This window comes from Mycobacteriales bacterium (assembly GCA_036497565.1).
GTDB lineage: Bacteria > Actinomycetota > Actinomycetes > Mycobacteriales > QHCD01 > DASXJE01.
The window spans coordinates 27,718-41,766 of the sequence record DASXJE010000046.1; the positions used below are offsets into that span (position 1 = coordinate 27,718).

At 73.5% G+C, this 14,049-nt stretch carries 12 protein-coding genes; 3 read left to right on the top strand and 9 right to left on the bottom strand.

The window, feature by feature from the left end; all coding sequences use genetic code 11:
* Window positions 1-25 precede the first annotated feature (25 nt).
* Window positions 26-457 (bottom strand): division/cell wall cluster transcriptional repressor MraZ, encoded by a 432-nt coding sequence (mraZ, locus tag VGH85_04195; GenBank protein HEY2172993.1) that lies wholly within the window; start codon window positions 455-457, stop codon window positions 26-28.
* Window positions 458-740: 283 nt separating this feature from the next.
* On the opposite strand from mraZ, the gene VGH85_04200 reads away from it, so the two are divergent.
* Genes VGH85_04200 through VGH85_04210 form a run of 3 tightly spaced genes read left to right on the top strand, consistent with a single transcriptional unit; the run spans window position 741 to window position 5,538 of the window.
* A complete protein-coding gene (locus tag VGH85_04200) occupies window positions 741-1,877 on the top strand; it encodes a MoxR family ATPase (protein HEY2172994.1) in 1,137 nt (378 codons plus the stop codon).
* Complete coding sequence (locus tag VGH85_04205; GenBank protein ID HEY2172995.1) at window positions 1,877-3,142, top strand: DUF58 domain-containing protein; 1,266 nt, start codon at window positions 1,877-1,879, stop codon at window positions 3,140-3,142. The genes VGH85_04200 and VGH85_04205 overlap by 1 nt, the downstream gene beginning before the upstream one ends.
* A complete protein-coding gene (locus VGH85_04210; GenBank protein ID HEY2172996.1) occupies window positions 3,139-5,538 on the top strand; it encodes a DUF3488 and transglutaminase-like domain-containing protein in 2,400 nt (799 codons plus the stop codon). The genes VGH85_04205 and VGH85_04210 overlap by 4 nt, the downstream gene beginning before the upstream one ends.
* A gap of 64 nt (window positions 5,539-5,602) precedes the next feature.
* Here the strand turns inward: VGH85_04210 and VGH85_04215 are convergent, their stop codons facing one another.
* The 8 genes from VGH85_04215 to VGH85_04250 form a co-directional block, all read right to left on the bottom strand.
* Complete coding sequence (locus VGH85_04215; GenBank protein HEY2172997.1) at window positions 5,603-6,043, bottom strand: DUF3040 domain-containing protein; 441 nt, start codon at window positions 6,041-6,043, stop codon at window positions 5,603-5,605.
* Between the two features lie 144 nt (window positions 6,044-6,187).
* Window positions 6,188-7,435 carry a DNA polymerase IV gene (locus VGH85_04220; protein HEY2172998.1) on the bottom strand — a complete coding sequence of 416 codons (1,248 nt, stop codon included), beginning with the start codon at window positions 7,433-7,435 and terminating at the stop codon, window positions 6,188-6,190.
* A 111-nt stretch (window positions 7,436-7,546) separates the two neighbouring features.
* Window positions 7,547-8,269: a methyltransferase domain-containing protein gene (locus VGH85_04225; GenBank protein ID HEY2172999.1), complete on the bottom strand. Its 723-nt coding sequence runs from the start codon at window positions 8,267-8,269 to the stop codon at window positions 7,547-7,549.
* A complete protein-coding gene (locus VGH85_04230) occupies window positions 8,266-9,339 on the bottom strand; it encodes a methionine synthase (protein HEY2173000.1) in 1,074 nt (357 codons plus the stop codon). Before VGH85_04230 ends, VGH85_04225 begins: the two co-directional genes overlap by 4 nt.
* Entirely contained in the window at window positions 9,336-10,409 is a 1,074-nt protein-coding gene (gene mnmA, locus VGH85_04235; GenBank protein ID HEY2173001.1) for a tRNA 2-thiouridine(34) synthase MnmA, read from the bottom strand. The genes VGH85_04230 and mnmA overlap by 4 nt, the downstream gene beginning before the upstream one ends.
* Window positions 10,406-11,581, bottom strand: a complete 1,176-nt coding sequence (locus VGH85_04240; protein HEY2173002.1) for a cysteine desulfurase family protein — start codon at window positions 11,579-11,581, stop codon at window positions 10,406-10,408. Before VGH85_04240 ends, mnmA begins: the two co-directional genes overlap by 4 nt.
* 31 nt (window positions 11,582-11,612) lie before the next feature.
* Window positions 11,613-13,016: an MFS transporter gene (locus VGH85_04245; protein ID HEY2173003.1), complete on the bottom strand. Its 1,404-nt coding sequence runs from the start codon at window positions 13,014-13,016 to the stop codon at window positions 11,613-11,615.
* A 70-nt stretch (window positions 13,017-13,086) separates the two neighbouring features.
* Window positions 13,087-14,046 (bottom strand): electron transfer flavoprotein subunit alpha/FixB family protein, encoded by a 960-nt coding sequence (locus VGH85_04250; protein HEY2173004.1) that lies wholly within the window; start codon window positions 14,044-14,046, stop codon window positions 13,087-13,089.
* Window positions 14,047-14,049: the final 3 nt, after the last annotated feature.

Sequence of the window (14,049 nt, forward strand, 5' to 3'; positions counted from 1 at the left end):
GTCGGTGGGCGTCACGGGTGGGGAGTTACAGCACGCCGGGCAGCACCTCCGTCTCCAGATCGGCGAAGGTCTGCTCACGGTCGGCGAGGTAGTGCTCCCAGCTGCCCGTGTCCCAGATCTCCACCCGTGTGTTGGCGCCGATGACGACGCAGTCCTTCTCCAGCCCGGCGTACTCGCGCAGGCCGGCGGGAATCGTGATCCGCCCCTGCCGGTCGGGTACCTCATCCGATGCGCTGGCGAAGAACACCCGGCCGTAGTCGCGGACGGCCCGCTGGGTCACCGGTGCCTGCGAGAGCGCCTCGGTCACGCGGGCGAACTCCTGGACCGGGAAGACGAACAGGCAGCGCTCCTGACCCTTCGTCACCACGACCCCTTCCGCCAGTTCCTCCCGGAACTTCGCCGGCAGGAACAACCGGCCCTTGTCATCGAGCCGAGGGTGATGGGTACCGAGAAACATCCCCACCTCCCGACGAGATGGAGTGACCCCTCCTCCACCTCGCACCACCCTACCCCACCACTCCCCACAGTCAACGCAAACCACACCCGTCCCGACCTGCGATCCCCACGGGATCCCCACCAGCGCAATCGGAACGTGATCGCGGTCCGGCCTCGGGGATAGGCGGATCGGCGCATCATTTGACAGACTGCTGATACGGCTCACAGGTCACGGCGATCGCGGGTACCGCTTCGGTGCGGAACCGCCCGTCCCGGCGCGACCGCTCGGGACGAGGAGGACACGGGTGGCGGTGCACAATGCGGTGGACGGGCCATCGCGTCGCGAGGGCGACGACCGATTCGGTCGCGACCCGGACGGCGTACTCGACGGGAGACGTCCCGAAGTGATCGGTGCCGGGCCTCCGGGTCGCCTGAACGCCGCCGAGACGCCGAGCCTGGCCGAACTCGACGAGGTCATCCAGCGGGTCCGCGGCAACATCGAGCGCGTCATCGAGGGCAAGCCGGAAGCGGTCCGCCTCGCCGTCGTCGTGCTGCTCGCCGAGGGTCATCTGCTGATCGAGGACGTCCCGGGCGTCGGCAAGACCAAGCTCGCCAAGGCGCTGGCGCGGTCGATCGACTGTTCGGTACGCCGGGTCCAGTTCACGCCGGACCTGCTCCCCAGCGACGTCACCGGGGTCAGCGTCTACAACCAGGAGACCCACGACTTCGAGTTCAAGCCGGGCGCCGTGTTCGCCCACCTCGTCGTCGGGGACGAGATCAACCGCGCCTCGCCCAAGACCCAGTCGGCGCTGCTGGAGTGCATGGAAGAACGGCAGGTCACGGTCGACGGGACGACGTACATCCTCGAGAGCCCGTTCATGGTCATCGCGACCCAGAACCCGATCGAGATGGAAGGCACCTACCCGCTGCCGGAGGCGCAGCGCGACCGCTTCATGGCCCGGCTGGCGATGGGCTACCCCGACGTGGACGCCGAGGTGAGCATGCTCGCCGACCACGCCGGCAACGACCCGCTCGCCGACCTGTCCCCCGTGTCCGACGCCGCCGAGGTCCGCGACCTGATCCAGGCCGTGCACGACATCCACGTCTCGCCGGCCGTACGCCGCTACGCCGTCGACCTGGTCAACGCGACCAGGAAGTCTCCCGATCTGCGACTCGGTGGTTCTCCGCGCGCGACCCTGCAGCTGCTCCGGGCGGCGAAGGCCAACAGCGCACTGGAGGGGCGTGACTACGTCCTCCCCGACGACATCCAGCAACTGGCGATCCCGGTACTCGCGCACCGGGTCATCCCCACCGCGGAAGCCCAGATCGCCCGGCGGACCGCCGACGGGATCGTGGCAGACCTGGTCCGGCGGACCCCGGTGCCGCTGCCGGGAGACCGGGCCGGCGGGCGTGCGGTGCATCGGACCGTGAGTCACCCCTAATGTCGGCGATTCGGGGGCTGACCACCCGCGGACGGTGCCTCCTCGCCGCCGGCTTCGCCGCCGCCATCTGTGCCCTGCTGCTCGGGGAGAAGGACCTGCTGCGGGTCGCGATCCTGCTGCTGGTGCTGCCGATGGCCTCGGTCGCCGTCGTCGCCCGGGCCCGGTTCCGGCTGTCCTGTGTCCGCAGCATCACCCCGGAGCGGATCGGGGTGGGCCAGACCACCGAGGTGCGACTGCGGCTCGAAAACGTCTCGCTACTCACGACATCACTGCTCCTGCTCGAGGACGAACTCCCGTTCAGCCTCGGCAGCCGGCCCCGCTTCACCGCCGAGCGGCTCGCCCCCCGCCAGCACCGGGTGGTCCGCTATCCGGTGCGCTCCGACGTACGCGGGCGGTTTCGTGTCGGCCCGCTCCGACTGCGGCTGACCGACCCGTTCGGCCTCGTCGAGCTGACCCGTAGCTTCAGCGCGGTCGACCGGCTGACCGTCGTCCCGGCGACCACCCCGCTGCCCGTCGTGCGGATCGGCGGCGTGTGGGCGACCGGCGGCGCGGTGACCTCCCGTTCGGTGGCCTCGCGCGGCGAGGACGACGCGGCCACCCGCGAGTACCGCCACGGTGATGACCTGCGCAAGGTGCACTGGCGGTCGACGGCGCGGGTCGGCAAGCTCATGGTCCGCCGCGAGGAGCAGCCCTGGCAGGCGCGGGCGAGCCTGCTGCTCGACACCCGTGCCGTCGCTCATCGCGGTGACGGGCCCAGTTCGAGCTTCGAGTGGGCGGTGAGCGCCGCCGCCAGCATCGGCGTGCACCTGATCAGGCGCGGCTTCGCGCTGCAGATGCTGACCGACGCGGGCATGCTCGACGCCGGCCTGTCCTCGGCCGACATCCTGCTCGACCACCTCGCCGACATCCGGCCCTCGCGGGTACGGGCCCTCGACGACGCCACCGACGCGATCCGCAAGGCGGAGCGCGACGGCACCCTCATCGCCGTACTCGGTAACACCAACGCCGATCAAGCCCGGGTGCTCACCAGCGCGCGGCCGAGCGTCTCCTCCAACATCGTGATCCTGCTCGACTCGACGTCCTGGCTGACCCTGGGCTCGGAGGCCCGCACCAGGATCGACGCGGCGAACCGGGAGGCGACGACCGTCTTCGCGCAAGCCGGCTGGCATGTCATCCAGGCCGGGCGGGGCAGCTCGCTGGCCGAGGTCTGGTCGCAGGTGGGCGCCACGTCGTTCGCGGCCCCGGTGGTGGCGGGCGCCCGGTGACCGCACCGACGCGGCTCACGCTCGCCGCAGGACTGGCCACCGTCCTCGGCGCGATACCCCTGGCCGGCGGCTTCGCGCAGCAGAGCTGGCTCTGGTACGCCGCCGCCGCGGTGGCCGCCGTGGCCGGCGTCGGCATCCTGGCCCGGCACTTCCACGTCCCGGCCGTCGCGATCCCGGTGTTGCAGGTGCTCGGCCTGCTCCTCTACTACACCGTCGTGTTCGCCGGTGGCAGCTCATTCCTCGGGGTGGTGCCCGGGCCGGGGACCTTCGAGGACCTCAACGCCATGCTCACCGCGGCGATGCACGACATCCAGTTCCTCGCCGCGCCGGTACCTACCCGCACCGAGCTGATCGTGCTCGCGGCGCTGTCGATCGGGCTGGTCGCCATCATCGTCGACGTCCTCGCGGTGACCCTGCGCCGGCCGGCGGTGGCGGGGCTCGCCATGCTGGCCCTCTTCGCCGTCGCGACTTCGGTCGGCGGCGGCGTGCTGTGGGCGGAGTTCCTGCTCGCGGCAGTGGGCTTCCTACTGCTGCTCGCCGTCGAGGGTCGGGAGCGGCTGGTGCGGTGGGGACGGCTGGTCGTCGACGACGACCGCGAGCCGGCCGGCGGGACGAGACCGATCTCGGTACGCGTCCCGCGGCACAGCTCCGCCGGCCGGATCGGGGTGGTCGCCCTGGCCGCCGCCCTCGTCGTACCACCGTTCGTGCCGGGCTTCACCAGCAACGTCTTGAGCCACATCGGTCGTGGCCCGGGATCGGGGTCCGGGTCGGGCGCCACCGGCGCCCAGATCGACCCGTTCACCAACCTGCAGGGCCAACTCTCCCAGGACGCGACCTTCAACCTGCTGAAGGTCTCCGCCAGCGTGGATCAGCCCTACTACCTGCGCACCACCACCCTCGACCGCTACACGTCGGCCGGCTGGCGGCTCGGCCCCGGTGACCGCGACTCGGTCGGCCTCGGGCCCAACCTGCCGCTGCCCGACCCGGTGGCCTCGCTGCGCGACGTCGGGCAGAGCCGCCGGGTGTCGGCCCGCATCACGGTCGAGCGCTACACCGACAACTACTTGCCCGTCTACTACGCCCCGACCTCCGTCCGGGGACTCGGCGACGAGTGGCGCTACGAGAACGACCGCGCCGACATCCGATCTGACCACGGGACGACCCGGCCCGGCCTGGCCTACACGGTGACCGCGATCGAACCCAAGCCGACCAAGGCGCACCTCGAGCAGGCCAAGCAGCTTCCGCCGGACAGCCCGATACAGCTGCAGTGGGGTGCGACGCCCACCGTGCGCCCCGAGGTGGGCCGGACCACCGCCGAGGTGATCGCCGGCGCGCGCACGCCGTTCGACCGTGCGGTCGCGCTCTACAAGTACTTCACCGACGGGACGCACGGCTTCCAGTACAGCCTGCAGACCAAGCACGGCCCGACCAGCGATCAGCTGCTGAACTTCCTGACCAACAAGCAGGGATTCTGCGAGCAGTACGCGTCGGCGATGGCGGTGATGCTCCGACTGGCCGGCGTCCCGTCCCGGGTCGTCCTGGGTTACACCGCCGGCACGCACAACGTCGACGGCTCGTGGACGATCACCAACCACGACGCCCACGCCTGGGTGGAGGCCTACCTCGACCAGGTCGGCTGGGTGTCGTTCGATCCGACCCCGTTGAGCGACGGCCGGAGCCAGACCGGCCCCTATCTGCCCACGCCGCCCAACCAGATCCCCCTCGGCGGCACCCGGCGCGGGACATCCGGGGCAACGCCGGCGCCGCGATCGACGCCGCACGCGCCGGCGGGCGCCCTCTCCGGGACGCACACGCCGGGCAGCGGTGGCGGATCGTCGACGGGCGGGATCGCCCCGGCCACGCTTGGCCTGTGGCTGGCCGTCGCGGTGCTCGTGGGCCTGCTCGCCGTCCCGGCGGTCACCCGCCGGGTGCAGCGCCGACGCCGGCTGCGGATCGGAGCAGGTGCTGATCCCGCAGCCGCGGCCGGGTCGGCGTGGGACGAGGTGGTCTCCGACGCCCAGGACTACGGGATCGAGTTGTCGGCGATGCATTCCCCCCGGACGGCCGTCACCATGCTGACCGCCGACCGGCAGCTGCCCGAATCGGCGATCGCCGGGCTGCGCCTCGTCGCACTGGCCGAGGAACGGTCCCGCTACGCACGCACCGCCGGGGTCGACGGCGATCTTCCCGGCGCGCTGGCGGCGATCCGTCGGGGCTTCGCGCGCGAAGCCGGCTGGCCCCGGCGGATCCGGGTCGTGGTGGCGCCGCCGTCGACGCTGCAGACGGCGGGCCGGGCGGTGCAGTCGACGGCCCGGGACGTCGAGCGGGCCCGGCGCGGCGTCGGGGACCTGCCGAGGCGGATCTGGCCGGCCCGGCCGCGCGGGGCACAGCACTAGAACCGGCCACAACGCCGACCGAGAAGGGCCGGCCGGGAAGGGCCGGCCGGGAAGGGTGGGGCGGCTAGCGCTCGTCGAAGCGGCGGTGGAAGCGCTCTTCCATCCGCTGCACCATTGAGGACTTCGAGGAGTTCGGGGACTTCTTGCGCCGCGCCGGCTTGGTCCGCGTCTGTGCCTCGGTGGCGCCTTGCTTCTCGGCGACGCGCAGCTCGGGCTTGCCGGTGAGCCGCTTGTACTGCGACCAGCCGTAGAGCGCCGATCCGAGCATGATGCAGAACCCGAGGACACCGAGCACCGGAACCCCGGCGACGAGCCGGTTGAAGATCACCCCGGCGAGGAGGACTCCCAGCCCGACGACGAAGAGAGCCGCGGCGCGCCGGATCCGGCGCCGGGCCACGGTTCGCAGGTCGGTCGCCCGCACCGTCGAGGCAAACTTCGGATCCTCGGCGTACAGAGCCTGCTCGATCTGCTCGAGCAGACGCTGCTCATGCTCCGAGAGCGGCACGGCGCTCCTCCCAGCAGTGCAGCCGCTGCGGGGGAACCTCGCGGCGGTGGTGGCGACGGCGGGTCGACTTGCCACCCACCACCTCTGAGGATACGAGCACAACGGCACGCGCGAAAGGCGGAGTCCCCGGATGGCGCGCCGACATCAGGTCTCTCGTCCTCCTTGGGGTGGTTCGTGGACCAACGAGGCCGGCCGGACGGCGTCCGCGCCGAACCGGCGGGTGGCCGCATCGATCGCCCGGTCGGCGTCCTGCCAGCCGTGGGCCGGCGCTCCGAGCCGCAACTGCTCGGCGGTCCCGCCCTCGTCGGCCAGCCCTTCGACGCGTACGCCGATCAGCCGGACCGGCGCGCCGGCCCGGTCCAGAGCGTCGAAGAGGGACCGGGCGACCGCGTAGACCTCCTGGCCCACGTCGGTCGGCCGGGACAGCGTCCGGGACCTGGTGAGCGTGGTGAAATCGGCCAGCCGCACCTTGATCGACACCGTGCGGCCGTGCTGCCCGCCCGCGCGCAGCCGGGCCGCGGTCTGGGCGGCGAGCCGGAGCAGCTCGCGGTGAATCACCTCGGGGTCGGCGACGTCGAGGTCGAAGGTCCGCTCGGCGCCGACGGACTTCTCCGGGTCCCGCGGCTCCACCTGGCGGGGGTCGTGCCCGTGCGCGAGCGCGGACAGGTGGGCCGCCCCGGCCACCCCGAGGACGCCGCGCAGCCGGGCGACGGGCATGGCCGCGACGTCGCCGACGAGGCGCACCCCGATCCGGCGCAACTGCTCCTCGGTCCGTTCGCCGACTCCCCAGAGCGCCGCGACCGGCAGCGGGTGAAGGAAGTCGGTCACCGAGGCGGCGGGGACGACGAGCAGGCCGTCGGGCTTGCACCGGGCGGAGGCGACCTTGGCGACGAACTTCGTCGGCGCGATCCCGACCGACGCGGTCAGCCCCTGCTCCCGGCTGATCCGGTCGCGGATCAGCGCGCCGATCGCGGCCGGCGCGCCGAGCCGACGCTGGGCACCGGCGACGTCGAGGAACGCCTCGTCCAGGGAGAGCGGCTCCACCAACGGCGTGACCGCACGGAAGATGTCCATGACGGCACGCGAGACCTCGACGTAGCCGGCGATGTCCGGCGGCACGACGACCGCGTGCGGACACAGCCGCCGGGCCCGGCCCATGGGCATCGCGCTGCGCACGCCGTAACGACGGGCCTCGTAACTCGCCGAGCTGACCACGCCCCGCGGGCCCACCCCGCCGACGATCACCGGGCGCGCCGCAAGCTCCGGGCGACGTCGGACCTCGACGCTGGCATAGAACGCATCCATGTCGACGTGCAGGATGCGGCATCCGGTGTCGTCACCGGGCGGTCCCGGCGGAGGTCCGGTGCGTGGCAGCTGCTGACTGCGCCCCATGGCTGGCCGGTGACCTCCTTCGCGGGCGACTCGGGTCGTTGCTGCGGACAGTACCGCCCGGGACCGACCGGCAGCGGTCAGCGGAGCGGCGCCGCCCGCCCGCGCCGGCGGTCAGCTCCGACGGGCCAGCACATGTACCTGCGCGGCGATGTCCCGGTACGGCGGGAGCGCGCAGGCGTCGAGCTCGAGCTGGTGCAGCTCCTCGACGACCCCCGGATGGCCCTCGGCGACGGATCCGGGGACGAGGTCGGCGAAGACCCGGATGCCGTGTACCTGCTCGACCGTGAGATCAGCCGCGTCGAGCAGCGCAGCGATGCCGTCCACGTCGAACCGGCGCCGGACCGCGTCACCGGCGCCCCAGCGGCCGTCCGGGTCGTGCAGCACCTGCCGGGCCTGCGCCGGCTGCCCGGCCAGGGCGCGGGCAAGGACGGCCGCCGTGCGATTGGCCACCACCAGGCTCAGGGCGCCGGCGGGGCGCAGCGTCTGCGCCAGCGACGCGACCGCCGCGGCCGGGTCGTCGACGACCTCGAGCACGCTGTGACAGAGCACCACATCGTGGGCGTCGGCGGGCACGACGTCGAGCAGGGTGTCGAGGTCGCCCTGCAGCGCCTCGACCCGCTCGTCCACGCCGGCCTCGGCCGCCCGGCGGCGCAGGGTGGCCAGCGCGTCGGCGCTGGCGTCGATCACGGTCACGGTGGCGCCGCGCTCCGCGAGAGGTACGGCGAGGACCCCGCTTCCGCCGCCGACGTCGAGGACGCGCGGTGCGCGGGCGACCCCGTCGAGTTCGGCGAGCAGCACCGACCAGACCACGCCGGGCGGTGCTGTCGCTCTCACGCGGGACCGCCTCGTGGGTGGTCGTCGGCGTCCCGGCCGTCGCCGGCCGAACGGCCGGACAGGGCGCGGGGCTCGGGGGCCTCGACGAGCCGGGCGGCCGCCTCGCGGCAGCGGGCGAGCGCGCGGCGGGCGTAGGCCGGCGACGCTCCGGCCAGGCCACAGCCCGGGCTGAGCACCACCGTCGCGGCAAGGTCACCGGCCGGGAATCCCAGGCGCTGCCACAGCCGGCGCGCCGGGTCGGCGAGCACGTCCGCGCTCCCGAGCTCGGAATCGACGCCCGCCGCCACCCCGAGTACGAGGGTGAGACCGGCCTCCACCGCCTCCCCCAGCGCTTCGTCGTGTCGCTCGCCGAGCAGCGCCGCGTCGAGCGACAGGCCGGCCACCCCCGAGGTCCGGAGCAGCTCGATCGGCGGGTCGGCGGCGCAGCAATGCACCAGCACCGGAGCGTCGAGCGCGTCGACGAGCGCGGAGAGCGCGGCACCGGCCCGGTTCGCCTCCACGGCCGCGAGCGCGCCGTAGCCGCTGGCGGTGGGCACCCGCCCGGCCAGGACCCGCGGGAGCGACGGCTCGTCGATCTGGACGACGAGGCGGGCGCCGGGCACCCGGCGCCGCACGTCGGCGAGGTGCCGGCGCAGGCCTTCGGTGAGCGACGCGGTCAGGTCGCGCACCGCGCCCGGGTCGGCCAGCGCCTTGTCCCCGCGCGGCAGCTCGACCTCGGACGCCATGGTCCACGGGCCCGCGGCCTGCACCTTCAGGACGCCGGTGAACTCGTCGACCGCCTCCTGCAGGGCGTCGAGGTCGCGGGCGAGGAAGTCCCACGCCCGGCGGAGATCCATCCCGGGCCGGGGCACCAGCCGCCACCCGGACGGCTGCAGGTCGACGGCGAGGTCGACGAGCAGACCCGCGGTGCGGCCCACCATGTCCGCACCCGGGCCGCGGGCCGGCAACTCCGGCAGGAACGGCAGGTCGGGGACCTCGCCGACGACGAGCCTGGCTGTCTCGAGCGGGTCGGTGCCGGGCATCGAGCCCGCTCCGGTCGCCGTTCCTGCCGGTAGGTCGATTCCGGTCACCCGCTCACCCTCTCGATGGTCGCCGAGCCAAGCACCACGTCGTCGTCGTAGAGCACCACCGCCTGTCCGGCGGCCACCCCGCGCTGCGGGTCGTCGAGGTGGACGACGAGCCGGGTGCCATCGGGATCGACGGTGGCGTGGGCGCGCGACACCTGACCGTGGGCGCGCAGCTGTGCCATCCCGCCGAAGGTCGGTCCCGGCGGGCGGCCGGCGGTCCACACCGGGTCCACACCCTCGACCTCGGTGACGGCCAGCCGGTCGGCCGTGCCGACCGTGACGGTGTTGCCGACCGGTTCGATGCCGAGGACGTAGCGCGGCGCCCCGTCACTCGCCGGCCGGTCGAGGCGCAGCCCGCGACGTTGCCCCACGGTGTAGCCGAAGGCCCCGCTGTGCCCGCCGACCACCTCACCGGTCTCGGCATCCACGACATCACCGGGTCGTTCGCCCAGCCGCGACCGCAGGAAGCCCCGGGTGTCGCCGTCGGCGATGAAGCACACGTCGTGGCTGTCCGGCTTCTCGGCGACGGCCAGGCCCCGCTCGGCGGCCTCGACCCGCACCTGCGCCTTGGTCGAATCGCCCAGCGGGAACATCGCGTGGGCCAACTGCTCCGGCCGGCACACGGCGAGCACGTAGGACTGGTCCTTGGCCGGGTCGACGCTGCGCCGCAGCACGCCGTCGCGCAGCCGGGCATGGTGGCCGGTGACGACGGCGTCGAAGCCCAGCGCGCGTGCCCGGTCCAGCACCGCGGCGAACTTGATCCGCTCGTTGCACCGCAGGCACGGGTTGGGGGTGCGTCCGGCGGCGTACTCGGCGACGAAGTCGTCGACGACGTCGGCGTGGAACCGCTCGGCGAGGTCCCATACGTAGAAGGGGATGCCGAGTACGTCGGCCGCGCGGCGGGCATCGCGCGCGTCCTCCAGCGTGCAGCATCCGCGGGCGCCGGTGCGCACCGAGGCCGGTGCGCGGGACAGCGCGAGGTGCACCCCCGTCACGTCATGGCCGGCGTCGACCGCGCGGGCGGCCGCGACCGCCGAGTCGACCCCGCCGGACATCGCGGCGAGAACCCTCATCGGGCGGTCCCCGCGAGCCGGGCCCGCCGGGCCCGGTCGACGGCCGGCCCGATCGTCTCGACCGCCGCCGTCACATCGGGCCCGGTCGACGTGTGGCCGAGCGACATCCGCAACGACCCGCGGGCGAGTTCCTCACTCATGCCCATCGCGGCCAGCACGTGGCTCGGCCGGGAGACGCCGGCCGAGCAGGCCGAACCCGTGGAGCACTCGACACCCGCCGCGTCGAGGAGCATCAGCAGGGAGTCACCCTCACAACCGGGGAACGCCAGGTGCGCGATGCCGGGCAGCCGGGGCGCGTGCTCGGCGCTGACCACGACGTCGGGGACGGCGCGGCGTATGCCGTCGACCAGCCGGTCGCGCAGTTCGGCCATCCGCGCTGCGGCCGCCTCCCGCCCGACGGCCGCGTCGATCACCGCGGCCGCCAGACCCGCCACGCCGGCGGCGTCGAGGGTGCCCGACCGCACGTCGCGCTCCTGTCCCCCGCCGTGCAGCACCGGGACGACGGTGGCGTCGCGGCGCAAGAGCAGCGCTCCGGACCCGACCGGCCCGCCGAGCTTGTGCCCGGTCAGGGTGAGTGCGTCGACACCGGTTGCCGCGAAGTCGACCGGCAGGACACCGGCCGCCTGGACGGCGTCGGTGTGGAACGGCACGCCGTGCGCGCGGGCGACCGCGGCGAGACCGGCGATCGGCGCGACGGTGCCGACTTCGTTGTTGGCCCACATCACCGTGACCAGGGCGACGGTCCCGGCCTGCTCGGCGAGCGCCGCCTCGAGCGTCGACGGCGACAACAGCCCGTCGGCGTCGACCGGCAGCCACTCGATCTCGGCGTCCTCGTGCTCGGCCAGCCACAGCGCGGTGTCGAGGACGGCGTGGTGCTCGGTGGCCCCGACCAGCACCCGCCGGCGGCGGGGGTCCTCCGCGTGTCGGGCCCAGTACAGGCCCTTGACCGCCAGGTTGTCGCCCTCGGTACCGCCGGAGGTGAAGACCACGTCGATCGGTTGCGCGTGATAGGTCGCGGCGATCGCCTCCCGCGCCTCCTCGACCACCCGCCGGGCCGCCCGGCCGCCCGCGTGCAGGGACGAGGCGTTGCCGACATGACCGAACTGCGCACTCGTCGCCGCTACGGCGGCCGGGCGCATCGGTGTGGTCGCGGCGTGATCGAGGTAGACCATCGCCATCAGGATAACGGCGCGGCAGACACCCTCAGCCGGCCGTCACGCCGACCCCCCGCCGGACCGCGGCCCGGCCGGCGAGGGTCACGCCGGCCAGCGCGAAGACCGCCATCGACACGTCGATCGCCCCGACCGCCGTACGCAGGGAGAGTGCACCGTGTTCGGCGGCGGCGACCAGCACGCCGCCGAGCCCGATGCAGACCGCGCTGGTCATGACGTCGCAGATCTGCAGCGCGGCGGAGTTCTGCCCCCGCTCAGCCACCGGAGACATTTCGAGCAGCAGGATCGACAGGGACGGCATGACCAGTCCCATCCCGGTGCCGCCGACCATCCAGGTCGGGTAGGCGATCCAACCCGGTAGGTGTGGCACGGTCAGCAGGGTCATGCCGAGTGCGGCGACCGCGACGAGGGCGAACCCCACCCGGATGATCCGGTGCCGGGGGACATCGGGGCGGCGGCCCTGCCACCACGAGCCGGCCGACCAGCCGAGCGCTCCGAGCATGAGGGGCAGCCCGGCAGCGGTCGCGCCGTAGTGGTGCAGGTCGGTCAGGGTCAGCGGGACGTAGGAGTCGACCGCGAAGAACGAGCCCGCCACGATGCCACGGAACGCCACGACCGCCGGCAGGCCGCGCCGGACTCGCAGCGTGCCGGCCGGGAGGAGGACCCGCAGGGCCGGCGCGAGCAACAGCACCCCGGCGGCGAGCAGCGCGAGCGACCACCACCGCAGGTGCTGCCCGGCGTACTGCATGACCGCGATCCCGGCGGCGGCTAGCAGAGCGAACCGCCATCGACCCAGGCGGCCCGCGGCGGGGTCGCGGTGGTGCTCCGGCAATCCGCGCAGCGCCGAGCGGATCAAGGCGAGGCCGACCACGATGAACGGCGGGATCGTCAGGAAGACCAGCCGCCAGGTGAGGTGCTGGGTGAGCGCACCGGACACGACGGGGCCGATCAGGGAGGGCAGCACCCACGCCGCCGACAGCGCGGCGAACATCCGCGGCCGCAATCGCTCGTCGTAGACCTCGGCGATCACGACGTAGACCGCGACGATGACCAGACCGCTGCCCAGCCCCTGGACCGTGCGTCCGGCGACGAACACCGCCATCGTGGGAGCCAGTCCGGCGAGCAGCAGACCGACGGTGAATATCGCCAGGCCGGCGAGCAGCGGCCGCCGGGGGCCGTCCCGGTCGGCCCACTCGCCGCCGGTCACGATGCCGACGACGTTGGCCACCAGGAACGCCGTGAACGGCCAGGCGTAGTAGGCCAGTCCGTGCAGCGCCGCGACCGCACGCGGCATCGCGGTCGCGACCGCCATCGCCTCGAACGCGACGACCGTGATGACCAGCAGTAGGCCGATGGTGGCGGCGCGGTAGGGCTGTCGGACCAGTGCCGCGGCGGTCGGCGGCGTGCTGCCCCGGGGGGCACTGGTCGTCGTCACGGCTCCGACCGTACGGGGTCAGGACGACGGCCGGGTCCACCGTCGGGCCCGACGTGGTGGGCCGTAGGTCCTAGGACCGTCGCTTGGCGATCTCGTTGGTGAGCTGCGGCACGACGGCGAACAGGTCACCGACCACCCCGAAGTCGGCCAGTTCGAAGATCGGGGCCTCGGGGTCCTTGTTGATGGCGACGATCGTCTTCGAGGTCTGCATCCCGGCGCGGTGCTGGATCGCGCCGGAGATTCCGACCGCGACATAGAGCTGCGGCGACACGGTCACCCCGGTCTGACCGACCTGGTTCTGGTGCGGGTACCAGCCGGCATCGGTCGCGGCGCGCGACGCGCCGACCGCACCGCCCAGCAGGTCGGCGAGCTTCTCGACCAGGGCGAAGTTGTCCGCGCCGCCGACCCCGCGCCCGCCGGAGACCACGACGGAGGCCTCGGAGAGCTCCGGCCGGTCGCCGGCCTCCTCGATCTTGCGGTCGACGATGCGGGCCGACCGGGCGGCGTCGGAGAGGGTCACCTCGACGGTCTGCTCGGTGGCCGGGCCCGCCTGCTGCTCGGCGGTGATGGCGTTGGGACGGACCGCGAAGATCGGCGTACCGGTGCTGACCCTCGCCCGGACGACGACCGACCCGCCGAAGATGGACTGGGTGGCGATCCCGTCGTCGGCGAGGTCCACGACGTCGGACAGGAAGCCGCTTGCCGTCCGGACGGCGAGCCGGCCGGCGATCTCCTTCCCCTCGCCGGTCGCCGCCACCAGCACGGCGGCGGGGTGCGCCGACTCGACCAGTCCGGCGAGGACGTCGACCTTCGGCACCACGAGGTAGGAGTCGACGTCGTCGGACTCGGCGACGTAGACCTTCTGCGCGCCGTAGGCCGCCAGTTCCTCGGCGCAGGCCGCGGCGGTGCCGGTGGGGCCGACCACGACGGCGGCCGGCTCACCGAGGCGACGGGCCGCGGTCAGCAGCTCCGACGTGACCTTCTTGGGCGCGCCGTCGCCGTGTTCGACCAGAACGAGAACCTCTGCCATGAC